This window comes from Dactylosporangium sp. CA-052675, from assembly GCF_050947935.1.
Classification (GTDB): domain Bacteria; phylum Actinomycetota; class Actinomycetes; order Mycobacteriales; family Micromonosporaceae; genus Dactylosporangium.
Genome location: NZ_CP192010.1, coordinates 829,163 through 844,722 on the forward strand (window position 1 = coordinate 829,163; position 15,560 = coordinate 844,722).

Genomic DNA, 15,560 nt, shown 5'->3' on the forward strand with positions numbered 1-15,560 from the left:
CATGCCTGACACGACTCCTCACCAGTCCGCGACGCGTCAGCGGGCTGTCAAAGCCGTGATCCCGGCGGCGGGGCTAGCCACCCGCTTCCTCCCGGCAACCAAGGCCGTCCCCAAGGAGCTCCTGCCGGTGGTCGACCGGCCCGTGCTCCAGTACATCGTCGAGGAGGCGGCCGCCGCCGGCATCAGGGACATCCTCCTGGTGACCGGCCGCGGCAAGACCTCGATGGTCGACCACTTCGACCGCCGCCCCGACCTGGAGGCCCGCCTCATCGAGAAGGGCGACACCAAGCGCCTGGAGGCGATCAAGCGCCCGGCCGAGCTCGCCGAGATCTACACCTGCCGCCAGGCCGAACCCCTCGGGCTGGGCCACGCGGTGTCGTACGGCGAGTCCCACGTCGGCCCCGAGCCCTTCGCGGTGCTGCTGGGCGACGAGTTCTGCGACGAGGCGGAACCCCTCCTGCCGGCCATGCTCGACCTGCAGGCCCAGACCGGCGGCATCGTGCTCGCCTTCATCGAGGTCGACCCCGAGGAGACCAACCGCTACGGCATCGCCGCCGTGGAGCCCTGCGACCTCAAGGTCGACGCCGGCGAGACGGTGAAGGTCACCGCGCTGGTGGAGAAGCCCAAGCCGGACGAGGCCCCGAGCAACCTCGCCATCGTCGGGCGGTACGTGCTGCCCGCCGAGATCTTCGACGCGATCCGCCGCATCGGCCCCGGGGCGGGCGGCGAGATCCAGCTCACCGACGCCATGGCGCTGCTGCTGGCGGAGGGCACCCCGGTGCACGGGATCGTCTACCGGGGCACCCGGTACGACACCGGCATGCCCCTGGGGTACCTGCAGACGGTCGTCCAGCTCGCGGTGCAGCGCGACGACCTCGGTCCGGCGTTCAGCCAGTGGCTGACCCAGTTCGTGGAGAAGGATCTGCGCGGGTGACAGCGGTTCCAGCGACGGGCTCCCACCACGACGCGGCGCGTGACGCCGGCGTCGGGCCGAACGCGCGCGTCCCCCTCGCCGACTATCTCGCCGGCGTGCTCCGTGGGCTGCGCCCGTTGCCCCCGCTGGACCTCGAGATCACCGCGGCGCACGGCAACGTGCTCGCCGAGGACGTGGTCGGGCCGGGCCCGGTGCCCGCGTTCGACCACGCCGCCATCGACGGCTACGCCGCGCGCTTCGACGACATCAGCGACGCTCAGCCGGGCCGGCCGGTCCGGCTCAGCGTCGTCGGCGACCTGGTGGCCTCGAGCTGGCGCCCGGTCCGCCTCACCCCGGGCACCTGCTTCTCGGTCGCGGCCGGCGCGCTCATGCCGGTCTCCGCCGACGTGGTGGTCCCGCCCGGGATGACCGACCAGGGGATGGCCGCGGTCGAGGTGTACCACCCGACGAAGCGCGGCCACGGGGTGCGCCGCGCCGGCGACGAGCTGCCGGCCGGGGCGATCCTGGCCCGGGCCGGTGCCTACGTGACCCCGCCGCTGGTCTCGGTGCTGGCCGCGAGCGGCATCGGGCACGTCGTGGTCCGCCCCAGCCCGCGCGTCGTGGTCATCGCGACCGGGGACGAGCTCGTCGACGTCGGCCGGGCCAGCCAGCCGGGCCAGGTCGTCGACGCCAACTCGCACGCGCTGACCGCGGCCGCCGCGGAGGCGGGTGCGCACGCGTACCGCGTCGGCATCTGCGACGACGACCCCGAGGGCCTGCGCGGCCTGCTCGACGACCAGATGCTGCGGGCCGACCTCATCATCACCACCGGCGGCACGGGCACCGGCCCGGGCGACATGGTGCGCCGGATCCTCTCGCGCACCGTGGTCTTCTCCGATCTTTCCGTGTACCCGTGCAGCTCCCTCGGCTACGGAACGGTCGGCGGCCCCAACGGGGTGCCGATCGTCTGCCTGCCCGGCGACCCGGGCGCGGCCCTCATCGGCTTCGAGGTGCTCGCCCGCCCGGTCATCCAGCTGCTGGCCGGGGCCGATCCCGTGTTCCGTCCGAGCGTGCGCGCCCACCTGCTGGAGACGGTCAACTCGCCCTCCGGGATGCGCGAGTTCCGGCCCGCGTACATCACCGAGCGCCGCGGTGGCGGGTACACTGTCGCTCCGCTCGCCGGTGGCCCGTACACCCTCTCCGGCCTGGCCGACGCCAACGGCCTCATGGTGCTGGGGGAGAAGGTCATCAGCGCGGCCGCAGGCTCCACGGTGGACGTCATACTTCTGGATAGGCGGCGATGAGTCAGCCCGGTTGGCCCGCAGTCCTCAAGGACGGTCCGGTCACGCTGCGGCCGTATCGGCGATCCGACGCGCGCACGTGGTCCGAGGTGCGCCGGGCCAACGAGCAGTGGCTGGGCAAGTGGGAGCCGACGCCGTACGGCACCTGGCACGACCTGAACTCCGTGGCCGCCTTCCGGGCCGTCCACGCCGACCTGCGCCGGGCCGCGCGCCACGGCACCGCGATGCCGTTCGCGGTCTGCTACGAGGACCGGCTCGTCGGGCAGCTGACGCTCGGCAACATCGTGCGGCGGGCGTTCTGCTCGGGCTACGCCGGCTACTGGGTCGACTCCCGCGTCGCCGGCAAGGGCATCATCCCCACCGCACTCGCCCTGGTCGTCGACCACGCCTTCGCCGTCGGCGGGCTGCACCGCATCGAGGTCAACATCCGCCCCGACAACGCCGCGAGCCGGCGGGTCGTGGAGAAGCTGGGCTTCCGGCAGGAGGCCTACCACCACCGGTACCTGCACATCGACGGCGACTGGCGCGACCACCTCGGCTACGCGATGACCACCGAGGATCTCGCCGGCGAGGGCGGGCTGCTGGCCCGCTGGCACAAGACCCTCGCGTCAACCTAGACATTTCGGTCTTTTCGGACAAATCCGATTTGCCCTTTCGGGCGTTTCCTCCTGCGTGTTGACGTGGTACCGGCCCCGGCGCGTCGTAAGGTCATGAATCGGAGTTACCGCGTTGTAACTTCCACAGACTTGGATGACTCGCGCGCCTGGGGGGACCGGCGCACGAGGCTGGAACAGGAGGGGTGAGGGTGCCGACCTCGGTGCTCCTCGCCGTCCTCGCCGCTGCTGGGCTCCTCGCCCTGGCGCCCGCACTGGTGCGCCGATACGACGCAACAGAGCGGCTGGTGGCGGAGCGGGCGTTGTCGACCGCGCGGGTGCTGTCCCGCGCCGATCGACGCCGCCGCACCGTGCCCGGCCGCCGCCCGGTCAACCCGCCGCGGCTGCTCGTCCCGCGGGTCTCCTCGGCCCACGGCCCGCTGCCCGCCCCGCGCCTGACGACCGTGTCACCGGCCGCCCGCCGCCGGGTCCAGCGGGCCCCGCGCGCGATCTACCGCCGCCGCCGGGTGCTGCTCGCGCTCGTGCTGCTGAACCTCGCCGAGGTGTGCGGGATCACGCTCGTGAGCCCCGGCTTCTGGGTGAGCTTCGCCGTGACCGGCGGACTGCTCGTCTACTACCTCGCGCACCTGCGCACCCGGGCCCTGCGCGACCGCCGGCGGCGGCGCGAGGAGGCGCGGTACGCGGCCTGGATCGCCCGCCGCCAGGCCCTGGTCCGCCGCGAGCAGTCGCGCCGCGCCGCCGCCCGCCGCGAGGCCCTGGCCCGTCAGCTGGCCGAACGCGACCGCGCGCGGCGGGAAGCGGCCCGCTTGAACGCCTTGCGCGGCCGCCCCTACGACACGCGGGCATCGGGACAGTGAACCCGTTCGCAATCCCTCTCCCCCACCTGTTAGTCTTAGCGCCGGTCCGCTTCACCGGGACCGATTGGGGTTGTGGCGCAGTCTGGTAGCGCACCTCGTTCGCATCGAGGGGGTCAGGGGTTCGAGTCCCCTCAACTCCACCAATTGGCCCAGCCTGTTCACAGGCTGGGCCTGTTCGCGTTTGTGGTGGAGTTGGTTTTTCGCGCTCGCTTCGCTCGCTCCCCAGTGGGGGCTTCGCCACCCACACCCCCATCGCGGCGTGCGGTTCGTCGTTGTGTCGCGGGTGTTGCCTGCTTCGCTTCGCTCGCTTCTCGGTGGGGGCTTCGCCACCCACACCCCCATCGCGGCGTGCGGTTCGTCGTTGTGTCGCGGGTGTTGCCTGCTTCGCTTCGCTCGCTCTCGGTGGGGGCTTCGCCACCCCCCCGCACCCACACCCACGCCCCCTTGTCGGCGGGCGGTTCGTTGTTTGGGCGCGGTTGGTTGCTTGCTTTGCTGGCTTTGGGGGGGTTTGGTGGGGGTTTGGGGTGGGGGGTGTAGTTACGTTGGGTGGTTGGGTTGTTTGGACGAGGGCTGGGTGACCTGGCGGCTCCGGCAGCGTACTGTGAGCCAGTCTCGTAACCGATTGCTGGAGTCCTCCGTGAAGCTCTCCATCCTGATGCCGGTGTACAACGAAGAGGCCCGGCTGCCTGATGCATTGAAGCAGGCCCTCGCTGTTGACTATCCGTGCGAGATCGAGCTCGTGGTCGTCGACGACGGCAGCAAGGACGGAACGGCGCAGATCCTGGCCTCGGCGGACGACAGCCGGCTCCGGCCGATCACGCATCCGCGCAACCAGGGCAAGGGTGCGGCGATCAAGACCGCCGTGGCCGAGGCGACCGGGGACTACATGGTCATCCTCGACGCCGACCTGGAGTACGACCCCAACGACATTCCGCGGCTGCTCGACCCCGTGCTCGACGGGCGCGCCGAGGTCGTCTACGGCAACCGGACGTTCGGGTCGCACAGCTCGTTCTCGTTCTGGTACGTGATGGGCAACAAGGCCGTCACGACCGCCGCGAACATGCTCTACAACTGCTACCTGTCCGACCTTGAGACGTGCTTCAAGCTGATGCCGCTGGCGCTGTACCGCTCGCTGGCGGTCAAGTCGAAGGGCTTCGGCATGGAGGCCGAGGTCACCGGCAAGCTGCTGCGCCGCAAGGTGCGTCCGTTCGAGGTGCCGATCAGCTACGCCGCCCGCTCGCGGGAAGAGGGCAAGAAGATCACCGCGATGGACGGGGTCGAGGCGCTCTGGATTCTGCTCAAGGAGCGGATCCGTAAACCCCCGAAGAACATCTGACGACGGCGTCCGGCGGTCGGGTTCGCCGACCGCCGTCGATCCGCAGCTCAGCGCGGGTCGATGTGCGGTATTTAACCGCGTGATTCGCTATTCGTACGGCAAAGTCTGACCGATCGATGGAGCCGGGAGCCCCGGCCCTTGAGGATCATGGCCCCGTTGTGACCCATCCCTCGTCCTTTCGGATAAGGGTCCACTTCAACGGGGAGTTCAGCCAGTGACTGAATCGCGCCTTCCCAGGCGCACCTCGATGACCCGCATCGCGGTCATCGGTGCGGTCGCCTCGGCCCTCGTCGCCGCCGGAACCACCGCGGCGTTCGCGGCGCCCGAGAAGCAAGGCACAGCCGGCCCGGCCGGCAAGAAGACACCATCCCACGAGCTCGACTTCACCACCGACGTCTCCGGCCAGAAGGTCAAGGCGCCGACGGTGTCGGGCAAGTTCCGTTCCGGCGGCGCCGGAGCGGTCGCGAACGACTACATCGTGGTGCTCAAGAACGGCAAGGCGACCCAGGACCAGGTGACCGCCAGCGCCGCGGCGCTCACCAAGGCCCACAACGGCAAGGTCGGCAAGGTCTGGTCGAAGTCGGTGCACGGCTTCACCACCACCATGTCGGAGGCCGACGCCCGCAAGCTCGCCACCGACGCGGACGTCGCCTACGTCGAGCAGAACACCCGGATCCAGCGGGCCGACGTCCAGAACACCTGGCCGAACGCCCAGGACTGGAACCTCTGGGGGCTCGACCGGATCGACCAGGCGTTCCAGCCGCTCGACCACCGCTACACCTACCCCGCCGCGGGCAGCGGCGTCACGGTGTACGTGATCGACTCGGGCGTCAACGCGGGGCACTCGGAGTTCTCCGGCAACCCCGGCTTCCAGCACCCCTGGTCGGCGGTGTGGAAGGACGACCAGAAGGCCGAGTGCGGCACCCCCGCCGCCGGGGCCGACGACAACGGCCACGGCACCTTCGTGGCCGGTGAGATCGCCGGTTCGACGTACGGCGTGGCCAAGCGGGTGGCGATCGAGTCCGTCAAGGTGCTCGACTGCACCGGCGGCGGCTACACCGACCAGCTCATCGAAGGCATCAACCACGTGACGGAGACCGCGGTCAAGCCGGCCGTGGCCAACGTCAGCATCGGCAGCAAGACCACGAGCCAGGCCGTCGACGACGCCATGCGGGCGTCGATCGCCAGCGGCATCACCTACGCGGTGGCCGCGAACAACGACAACGTCGACGCCTGCACGGAGTCGCCGTCGCGGGTGCAGGAGGCGATCGTCGTCGGGGCCACCGACGAGACCGACTTCCGTGCGTCGTTCTCGAACTACGGCTCGTGCGTCGACCTGTTCGCGCCCGGGGCGCGCATCCAGTCGGCGTACTACGACCTCTCCCAGGGGTCGCAGTCCGCGTTCGCCAGCGGTACCTCGATGGCGGCGCCGCTCGTCGCGGGTGACGCGGCCCTGCTGCTGCAGGCCCACCCGGACTGGACCCCGGCCCAGGTGCAGGCGGCGATCCTCAAGGCGGGCGTGAGCGGGACGGTCCACGCGGCCGGCCCCGGATCGCCCACCAAGCTGCTGCGCGTCGGCGAGCCCGCCGCGGTCACCTCGCAGCAGTTCGGCCTGCGGGCCCGCGCCAACGGGCTCGTCGTGACGGCGGAGAGCGGCGGCAACCAGCCGATGACCGCGAACCGCTTCAACAAGGGCGCCTGGGAGGGCATCACCGTCGTGGACGCCGGTGGCGGCCTCGTCGGCCTGCAGTCCAGCGCCAACAACAAGTACATCACCGCCGAGTCCGGCGGCGCGGCCCCGCTGATCGCCAACCGGGCGAGCATCGGGGCGTGGGAGAAGTTCACGCTGGTCAACAACGCCGACGGCAGCGTGAGCTTCAAGGCGGCGGTCAACGGCAAGTTCGTCACCGCCGACCTCAACAACGGCGGCAAGCTCATCGCCAACCGCGACGCCGTCGGCCCGTGGGAGACGTTCGACTTCGCCGGCGCGGCCACCACGGTGGTCCTGTGGGCGAACGCCAACGGCTACTTCGTCACGGCGGACAACGGCGGCAACTCGCCGCTGATCGCCAACCGCGGGTCGATCGGGCAGTGGGAGCAGTTCGACGTCGTGGACGGGGGCGGCTACGCCGCGTTCGTCGCGCACGCGAACAACAAGATCGTGACCGCGGACCTCACCAACGGCGGCAAGCTCATCGCGAACCGCACGGCGATCGGCGCCTGGGAGAAGTTCTCGCCCAACGCCGCGGGCGTCTTCGTCTCGGGCTTCTACGCCAACGCGAACGGCCGGTACGTCACGGCGGACCTCAACAACGCCGGGACGCTGACCGCCAACCGCACCGCCGTCGGGGCCTGGGAGGTCTTCCAGGTCATCAACGTCGGCGAGGTGTTCTGACCCCGTAACCCACGGACTCCCCCCGCCGGTCGGCCGACCGGCGGGGGGAGTTTCGTCTGTGCACGGCGTACGGTGGCGCGGTGAGCTTCGGTCAACCCGTCGCGTCCCTGGAGATCCAGGTCGCGTTGTCCTGGGCCGTCCGCCGGGCGCTGGAGTTCCGCGAGCCGAGCGTCAGCGCCGAGCGGGCCGCCGACGCGATGCTGCGCATGCTCGGCGCGGACGAGGTCCGCTGGCAGATGCTGCCGGGCTGGGGCGCCTCCGGCGAGGGCGTGCCGGCCGCGCAGGAGGACGAGGTCGAGGCCACGCTCCGGCTCGCGCAGTGGCGGGCCCGCCGGGAGCTGCGCCGCTCGGCCGCCGACCCGCTGCCGGAGTGGGATCCGCGGGTGCGGGTCGGGCTCGGGCGGGCCCTCGCGGCCGCCGCCGAGGAGCCCTCGATCCGCTGCCTGGGCTTCCGGCTGTTCCTGCGCGCGCTGCTGGTGGAGTGCGCCTCGCCGGGGGAGTGGAGCGAGTTCATCCGCCGCTTCCACCTGCGCCCCGACGAGGAGTTCCTGCTCGACGGCACGCCCCCGGTCAGCTCGGCCTCGGCGTTTCTCAAGCCGGTCCGCAAGGGCGACCCGGTGCTCTCGGCGCTGGCCGCCCCGGCGGTGCTGCGGGGCGAGGCCGTGCAGCAGGCCGTGCGCGGCGGCTGCGCGCTGGTCGGGCAGGCGCACGCGGTGATGGCCGTCTGCGCGCTGGACTACCTGATGGCGATCACCCGGGTCCGGCTCGCCGACGACGCCGTCGCGGCGAACGGGGGCGCCCGGGCGCTGGCCGAGCTGGGCGTGACGTATCCGGACGTCAAGAACTTCGCGATGGACCTCTCGCCCGGGCCGGCCGAGATCCCGCGCGAGGACAAGGCCTGGCGGGCCGGGCGGGGCGACCCGCCGTTCGGCGCCGACCTCTACCACGCCGCGGGCGAGGCCTCCCGGCTCGCGAGCGAGCTCGGGCACCGGTACGCCGGCTCGTCCCACCTGCTCTTCGCGATCGCCTCGGACGCGACCGGCCCCGGGGCGCAGATGCTGCGGGCGTACGGCGCCGACCCGTCCGCCCTGGCGATGCGCCTGGGCCGCGAGCTGGCGCCCTGACCGGATCGCGGCGCTCGGCGGGGCGGGTCGGTAGGCTTCCACGGTGACCGGGCGACTGCTGGCCATCAGCGACCTCCACGTCGGCTACGCCGAGAACCGCGCGCTCGTCGAGCAGATGCGGCCCACGCACCCCGACGACTGGCTCATCGTGGCCGGCGACGTGGCCGAGCGGTTCGCGGACGTCACGTGGGCCCTGCGCACGCTCAGCGAGCGGTTCGCGAAGGTCGTCTGGGCGCCGGGCAACCACGAGCTGTGGACGCCGCAGAACGACCCCGAGCAGTCGCGCGGGGTGGCGCGGTACGAGCGGCTCGTCGCCGCGTGCCGCGAGCTCGGCGTGCTCACGCCCGAGGACCCGTACGCGCTGTGGGAGGACCGCCTCGCGATCGCCCCGATCTTCGTGCTGTACGACTACTCGTTCTGGCCCAAGGGCGCGACCTCGACCGACGAGGCCCTGCGGATGGCCCACGCGGCCGGGATCGTGGGCACCGACGAGGCCCTCCTGCACCCCGACCCCTACCCCGGGCGGGCCGAGTGGTGCGCGGCCCGGCTCGAGCACACCGAGGCCCGGCTGGCCGCGATCGACGGCCCCACCGTGCTGGTCAACCACTTCCCGATCGTGCGCGAGCCGACGGATGTGCTGTGGTACCCCGAGTTCGCGCTCTGGTGCGGCACGACCCGCACGCGCGACTGGCCCACCCGCTTCAACGCCGAGGTCGTGGTCTACGGCCACCTGCACATCCCGCGCACCACGTGGCACGACGGCGTCCGGCACGAGGAGGTCTCGGTCGGGTACCCCCGCGAATGGCGCAAACGGGCGACCCCGCCGGCGCGGCTCCGCCCGGTTTTGACCCCTGCAACCTAGAACGGCGTAGAACGTCGCCCGGGCCCCCCGGCCGGCCCGGATTCGGCAATGATCGATGCGCAACCCCAACCACCCTCGGGAGCGCAGTTTGCGTCAGCATGCCCTGCGCCGTTCGCTGCTGTCCGCCGCAGCCACGGCCACGATCATCGGCGCCATGGCGGTGCCGTCCGGGCCGGCCTTCGCCGCCGGCACGGCCACCATCACCGGCCACCTCACCGACTCCTCCGGCCAGCCCCTCGCCGACGCCGCCGTCCAGGTCTCCAACGCCCAGCAGACGTTCCAGGTCACCACCGACGCGAGCGGCGCCTACAGCGCGCCGGGCCTCGACGCCGGCAGCTACACCGTGTCCTTCGTCCCGGCCGGCGCGCAGTTCCGGCAGTACGCCCACCAGAAGCGCACCTGGGAGACCGCCGACCAGATCGCGGTCGCCGCGGGGGCCACGGTCGTCGTCGACGACCAGGCGCTGCCGTCCGGCCGGATCACCGGGTCGCTGCACAAGCGCGACGGCTCACCGGTCGCGGGCGCCTACCTCACCGCCTACACCGCCGACGAACAGGTCATGGCCGGCACGGTGAACACCGCGGCCGACGGCACGTTCTCCTTCGAGCTGCTGACCGGCGCCTACAAGATCGAGTTCTACCAGTATCCGCTGGTGTACCAGTGGAACGGCGGCACCTTCACCTCCGGGTCGGCCGCCGCGATCACGGTCGTGGCCGGCCAGGCGACGCCGCTGGCGGAGACCGTCATCGGGACCGGCTCGATCGCGGGGCGGCTGCTCAAGGCCGACGGCACCCCGGCCGCGGGCGTCAGCGTCTCCGCCAACGTGCTCGACGGCCTCGGCCGCTACACGACGACCGGCGCGGACGGCCGCTACCGCATGGACGACGTGCCGGTCCGCGCCGACTGGTACGTCGTGTTCCGCGGGCCGGGCGGTCAGAAGCAGTACGCCCACGGCAAGCTCACCCAAGAGGCGGCGGACCGCGTCGCGGTGACCGAGGACCAGGTGACCACCGTGGACGACCAGCTCCTGCCGACCGGGTCCGTGCGGCTCCTCGCCCACGACGCCACCACCGGCACGCCGCTGACCGGCTTCTGCGCGTGGGAGGCCTCCTCGAGCGTCGGCGGCTGTGCCGGGACCACCGAGCTCGTGGTGGCGGACATGTTCGTCGGCACCTGGCACTTCTCGGTCAACCTCGGCGACCACCGGCACTTCGACGTCATCGACCAGCCGGCCTTCGTCACCGCGGGGCAGACCACCACGGTGGACGTGGCGATGCGCCTCGGGGCCTCCCTCACGGTGCCGATGACCGCGCGGGCGAGCGGGGCCGCCGCCGACGGCTGCGCGCAGGTCGCCCGGTCCGGGGGCGAGTTCCCGGTCCCCTACGGCTCCGGCTGCTCCGACTGGCAGTCGCCGCCGACCCCGGGCTCGGTGCTCATCGGGCCGCTGGAGCCGGGGACGTACCAGGTCTTCGCCGACCCCAGTGGCGATGCGCTCGGGTCGCAGTGGGTGGGTGCGACCGGCGGCACCGGCGACCGCGACGCGGCGGCGTCCGTGACCCTCGCCGCCGGCGACCAGACCACCCTGACGCCGGTGCGCTTCGACGGGGCCGGCTCGATCCGGGGCACCGTGACCGACGTGAGCACCGGCGCCCCGGTGCCCTACGCCTGCGTCTCGGTCGTCGCGCGGACGCCGGGCTTCAGCGGCGACGGCTGCCACCAGGCGACCGCCCCCGACGGCACCTACACGATCGGCGGGCTCGGGCCCTACGCGTGGCCGGTGCAGTTCTCGCACCAGGCCTACCAGTGGCGCTGGTCCGGCAACAAGGTCACGCGGCCCGAGGCGACCAAGGTGACCGTGCGCGTGGGCAAGAGCGTCGCGGCGAACATCAAGCTGCGCACCGGGGGCGGCACCGTCTCCGGCACCATCAAGGACGCCGCCGGGCACACGATCGACGGCACGGTGATCGCCTACAACGCGGTCACGGGCGAGGCGGTCTCGCTCGGGGCGCAGGCCTACGGCGGCGGGCCCTACGCGCTGTCGCTGCTCGCGGCGCCGCAGCCGGTGAAGCTGTTCTACTACGCCGGCTTCGGGCACAGCGGCTGGGCCGGCGGCACCGACTTCGCGTCGGCCACGACCTACCAGGTCAGGAACACCAGGACGACGACGGCGAACATCGTCGTCCCGTGACACGGCGGTGGCCGGGACCCGCACGGGGTCCCGGCCACCGGTTCGGATCGGCGTGCTACAGGCTGTACCTGCGGTCGAGCGCGAGGTTGTGGTCGTCCAGCCCGGGGATGTACGACGACGTCCCCGACGCCCCGAAGGACGCCGCCGGTGGGGTCACGCCCGCCCAGCGCTGCAGTGCGGCAGTGGCCTTCGCGGTCTCGTCGGGCTTGAGGGCCGCGATGTTCGCGCCGTGGTTGGCGCCCGCCGCCACGTACCACTGCGAGTCGCGGGTGAACGGCCCGAGGCGGAACGGCTCGGAGCCCCAGGGGTCGTTCGCGCCGTAGACGAACAGCAGCCGGCTGCCCGCGAACTTCACCCAGATGTCGATGTCGAGCATCGTGAACGGCTGGAAGCGGGGGACGAGCTCGCGCGGGATGTAGGACTGGGCCCGGTCCTGGCCGCGGTAGTGCTGCAGGCCCTTGAGGTGCGGCTGGGAGGTGTCCGGGTAGCCCAGCTGGTACGAGGCCTGGAAGTAGTACGTGATGTAGGGCGTGATGCCCTGGTCGGTGTTGGAGTCCAGGCCGTAGATCAGGTCGATCCAGTTCCAGATGTCGTCGCTGCCGGCCGTGGCCGGGGGCACGTCGGCGCAGTCGCTCTCCAGGCTGTACTGCCAGAAGGCCCACGTCGTGCCGTTGACCATGAACTCGAAGGCCCGGTCGACGCCGCCGACGATGTCGAAGGTGCGCTGGTTCTCGGTGGCCCAGGCCTGGTACCGCGCGACGAGCTCCGCCCGCCGCTGGAAGGCCGCGATCTGCACGCCGTCCAGCGCGGCCCGGCACTGCGCGGTGCCGACCTTGGTGAAGAACGTGTCGTACGCGGAGTCCTCGTCGTTGACGACGTCCTGCGGCGCGACGTACGCGACCGTGCCGTCCACGTCGCCCGGGTAGAAGCGGCGGTGGTACACCGAGGTCATGCCGCCCTTGCTGGCACCCGTGGAGACCCACTTCCGCGCATAGATCGGCTTGAGGGCCTGCACGATGCGGTGGTGGTCGGTGGCCGCCTGCCAGATCGTCATCTGCTGCTGCCAGTTCGGGTTCGCCGGGCGCGACGGGGTGAAGAAGCGCTGCTCGACCGAGATCTGGTTGCCGTCGATCAGCCGCGTCGGCTCGGAGCGGAACGCGTACTCGGGCACGTTGTAGCCGGTGGTGTGCAGCACCATCGGCCGGTCGGTGCCGCGGTGCAGCAGGGTGAAGCGCTGCTGGAACGTGCCGGCCCGCGGGTTGGTGTGGTCGACCGGCTGGGTGATGCTGAGGATGAAGAAGCGGTACGGCGCGGCGACCGGCTGCTCCGAGAGCACGGTGAGCCCGGGCACGGCCGCCAGGCGGTCCTTGATGTCGGTCTCCGTCGCGGCCGACGCGGGCGCGGCCACGGCCACGGTGCCGAGCATCCCGAGCATCAGCGCCACGCTGAGCAGCGCCCGTCGGAATCGGGTCATGCGGTACCTCCACATCGAGACTTTCCGCTGTCTCGATGCAAGCTACCGGCGATCCGGACTATTCGGCCCCGCTCGTCCACCCTCGCAGTGGATCGAAGAGGGTGATCGGATGCGCGGTCACGCCGGTGAGGCACAGGTCGGCGAGGATCTCCCCGACGACGGGGACGAACTTGAACCCGTGCCCGGAGAACCCGCACGCCACGGTCACCCGCTCCCGGCCCGGATGCCGGGCGATCACGAAGTGCTGGTCGGGCGTGTTGGTGTACATGCAGGTCTTGCCCCGCAGGAAGCGCCCGGGCGCGGCCGGCACCCGCTCGGCCAGGTGCCGCGCGAGGAACGCGATCTCCTCGTCGCGCACGGCGCGGTCGATGGTCTGCGGCGTGGTCGTCTCGCCCCGCCGGAAGAACGCGAACTTGACCCCGCCGGCCGGGCCGTCGAGGGCCGGGAAGCCGTACACCTGCGTCCCCGGCGGGTCCTCCCAGATGAAGATCGGGTGCCGGTCGGGCCCGAAGGTCGCGATGTCGCCGCTCGGCTCGAACCAGAACTGCACCTGCCGCTCCACCACGAGCGGCACGCCGAGCTCGGGCAGCAGCTCCGGCGCCCACGCGCCCGGGCAGATCACGAGCGCGCCCGCGCGGTAGGTGCCCGCCGCGGTGCGCACGGTGACCCCGCCGCCGTCCTCCGTCCACGCCTCCACCGGCTCGTGGAAGCGCAGCTCGGCGCCGAGGCGCCCGGCGAGGTCGAGGTTGGCCCGGACCGCCGCCTCGGGCCGCAGCACGCCGGCGTTGCGCTCGAACAGCGCCACCTCGCCGTCGCGCGGCGCGAACTGGGGCCACCGCCGGCGGATCCCGGCCGCGTCGAGCATCTCGTGCGGCAGCCCCCACTGCTCGGCCGCGCGCCGGCTGCCCTCGACCGTGAGCGACGCCGGCGGGCCCATGAAGAGCCCGCCGGTCAGCGTGAGCAGGTCGCGGCCGGAGTCGCGCTGCAGGCGCTCCCAGAGCTCGTAGGAGCGCAGGATCAGCGGGACGTAGGCGGGGTCCTCGAAGTAGGCCTGCCGCGTGATCCGCGAGCCGCCGTGGCTGGAGCCCTGGTCGTGGGCGGGGCCGAAGCGCTCGAGCCCGAGGACCCGCTGTCCGCGGGCGGCGAGGTGATAGGCGGCCGAGCTGCCCATGCCGCCGAGGCCGGCCACGACCACGTCGTACTGCTGCGCCATCAGGGCAGCGTAGCCACCCTTGCTTGCGTTCTGATCACGGTCGCGAGCGCGACGGCGACGAGCGCCAGGCCCAGGCCGGCCGCCGCAACCGGGCGGAGGGACTCGTAGGCCGCATAGGCGTTCGTCAGTGCCGGGCCCGGCCAGACCAGGTAACCCCAGGCCGCGAGCGTGGGCCAGGCCATGAGCAGCACCGAGAGCACCGCGAGCTCGCCGACGGCCACGCGCTGCCAGAGCGGGGCGCGGCGCAGGCGATATCCGATCCGGGCGGCGAGCAGCCAGCCCGCGGCCAGCCCGAGGATCGCGCCGGCCACGGTGAGCGGGGCGGCGAAGGCGGGGAGGACGGGGGTCACGTCGACGAGGAGCAGGGTGTTCGGGCCGGTCGCGATGACCTGCACGTAGGCCTCGACGCCGCCGCGGGTCGCGCGCAGGGTCCCGTCGAACTCGGTGGGCTCGACCTGCCAGCCCGCCGCCGCCAGTCGCGCGCCGGCCTCGTCCGGCGTGACCTGCGGCGGGCGCACGGCCTGCGCGATCACCCGGCTGCGCAGGCCGAAGGCCTCCGAAAGGCGCTCGGTGCGGTGCCCCGTCGCGGTGCTCGCGGCCACGTCGAGCAGTTCGCCGGCGACCGCGTCGCCCGGGCGCACGGCGACGGCCCAGCCGGAGACGCTGCCGAGCCCGGCCCCGAGCCCGCCGGCGATCAGCGCGCTGAGCACCGCGGCGAGCACCATGATCCGGCCGGTCGCGAGCCGGAACCGCTGCCGCAGCCCGCCCGCGACGATGTCGCGCACCTCGGCCGTGGTGGGCCGCTCCCGCCCGGGCTCGGCGCCGTCCATGAGCGTCGTGAGGATCTCGGTGCCGTGCCGGCGCCGGTAGCGCGCGGGGTAGGCCAGCAGCAGTCGACGGTACCGTCGAAGGAGGGTCTCCGGGGCGCTCACGCGGTCACCGGACCCGGGCTGGCCCGGCGCCGCAGCCGCTCGGTGGCGGCCGCCGCGTGCCGCCGGAGCCGCTCCGCCTCGGCGGCCAGCGCGCTCGCCCCGCCGTCGGTGAGCGCGTAGTAGCGGCGCAGCCGGCCGTCGACCGCCTCCTCCCGCTCCACGACGATGAGCTCCTGCTCGACCAGCCGGTCCAGCGCACCGTAGAGCGTGCCCGCGCCGAGCACGACCTCACCGCCCGACAGGGCGCTGACCTCCTGGATCAGCCCGTAGCCGTGCCGGGGCCGGTCGGCCAGCGCAGTGAGGATGAGCAACGTCGGTTCCCGCATGGCAGCCATGGCCGACACGTTACGG

General features: G+C 72.5%; 13 protein-coding genes and 1 tRNA gene. 10 read left to right on the top strand and 4 right to left on the bottom strand.

Annotated elements, in window-relative coordinates; translation table 11 throughout:
• Position 1 precedes the first annotated feature (1 nt).
• From ACQP1P_RS03820 to ACQP1P_RS03865, 10 genes are all read left to right on the top strand, one after another.
• Positions 2–934 (top strand): UTP--glucose-1-phosphate uridylyltransferase, encoded by a 933-nt coding sequence (locus tag ACQP1P_RS03820; RefSeq protein ID WP_433083140.1) that lies wholly within the window; start codon positions 2–4, stop codon positions 932–934.
• The gene (locus ACQP1P_RS03825; protein ID WP_433083141.1) at positions 931–2,217 is read left to right on the top strand and encodes a molybdopterin molybdotransferase MoeA; all 1,287 of its coding nucleotides are present in this window, start codon (positions 931–933) and stop codon (positions 2,215–2,217) included. Before ACQP1P_RS03820 ends, ACQP1P_RS03825 begins: the two co-directional genes overlap by 4 nt.
• Positions 2,214–2,831: a GNAT family N-acetyltransferase gene (locus tag ACQP1P_RS03830; RefSeq protein WP_350612166.1), complete on the top strand. Its 618-nt coding sequence runs from the start codon at positions 2,214–2,216 to the stop codon at positions 2,829–2,831. The genes ACQP1P_RS03825 and ACQP1P_RS03830 overlap by 4 nt, the downstream gene beginning before the upstream one ends.
• Before the next feature lie 182 nt (positions 2,832–3,013).
• Positions 3,014–3,685 (top strand): divisome protein SepX/GlpR, encoded by a 672-nt coding sequence (gene sepX, locus ACQP1P_RS03835; RefSeq protein WP_433083144.1) that lies wholly within the window; start codon positions 3,014–3,016, stop codon positions 3,683–3,685.
• 66 nt (positions 3,686–3,751) lie between these two features.
• Positions 3,752–3,828 (top strand) — tRNA-Ala (locus ACQP1P_RS03840).
• A gap of 494 nt (positions 3,829–4,322) precedes the next feature.
• Positions 4,323–5,021 carry a glycosyltransferase family 2 protein gene (locus ACQP1P_RS03845; RefSeq protein ID WP_433083146.1) on the top strand — a complete coding sequence of 233 codons (699 nt, stop codon included), beginning with the start codon at positions 4,323–4,325 and terminating at the stop codon, positions 5,019–5,021.
• Positions 5,022–5,235: 214 nt separating this feature from the next.
• A complete protein-coding gene (locus ACQP1P_RS03850) occupies positions 5,236–7,416 on the top strand; it encodes a S8 family serine peptidase (protein WP_433083148.1) in 2,181 nt (726 codons plus the stop codon).
• A gap of 80 nt (positions 7,417–7,496) precedes the next feature.
• Entirely contained in the window at positions 7,497–8,540 is a 1,044-nt protein-coding gene (locus tag ACQP1P_RS03855; protein ID WP_433083150.1) for a Clp protease N-terminal domain-containing protein, read from the top strand.
• 43 nt (positions 8,541–8,583) lie between these two features.
• Positions 8,584–9,402: a metallophosphoesterase family protein gene (locus tag ACQP1P_RS03860; RefSeq protein WP_433083152.1), complete on the top strand. Its 819-nt coding sequence runs from the start codon at positions 8,584–8,586 to the stop codon at positions 9,400–9,402.
• A gap of 88 nt (positions 9,403–9,490) precedes the next feature.
• The gene (locus tag ACQP1P_RS03865) at positions 9,491–11,590 is read left to right on the top strand and encodes a carboxypeptidase regulatory-like domain-containing protein (RefSeq protein ID WP_433083154.1); all 2,100 of its coding nucleotides are present in this window, start codon (positions 9,491–9,493) and stop codon (positions 11,588–11,590) included.
• 55 nt (positions 11,591–11,645) lie between these two features.
• On the opposite strand, the gene ACQP1P_RS03870 is transcribed toward ACQP1P_RS03865, so the two are convergent.
• From ACQP1P_RS03870 to ACQP1P_RS03885, 4 genes are read right to left on the bottom strand one after another with little or no spacing between them, the layout of a single operon-like run.
• On the bottom strand, positions 11,646–13,064 hold the full coding sequence (locus ACQP1P_RS03870) for a S28 family serine protease (protein ID WP_433083156.1): 1,419 nt from the start codon (positions 13,062–13,064) through the stop codon (positions 11,646–11,648).
• A 58-nt stretch (positions 13,065–13,122) separates the two neighbouring features.
• On the bottom strand, positions 13,123–14,277 hold the full coding sequence (gene solA / locus ACQP1P_RS03875) for an N-methyl-L-tryptophan oxidase (protein WP_433083158.1): 1,155 nt from the start codon (positions 14,275–14,277) through the stop codon (positions 13,123–13,125).
• On the bottom strand, positions 14,277–15,209 hold the full coding sequence (locus ACQP1P_RS03880) for a hypothetical protein (RefSeq protein WP_433083160.1): 933 nt from the start codon (positions 15,207–15,209) through the stop codon (positions 14,277–14,279). Before ACQP1P_RS03880 ends, solA begins: the two co-directional genes overlap by 1 nt.
• Positions 15,206–15,535 carry a PadR family transcriptional regulator gene (locus ACQP1P_RS03885; RefSeq protein WP_433089817.1) on the bottom strand — a complete coding sequence of 110 codons (330 nt, stop codon included), beginning with the start codon at positions 15,533–15,535 and terminating at the stop codon, positions 15,206–15,208. The genes ACQP1P_RS03880 and ACQP1P_RS03885 overlap by 4 nt, the downstream gene beginning before the upstream one ends.
• Positions 15,536–15,560: the final 25 nt, after the last annotated feature.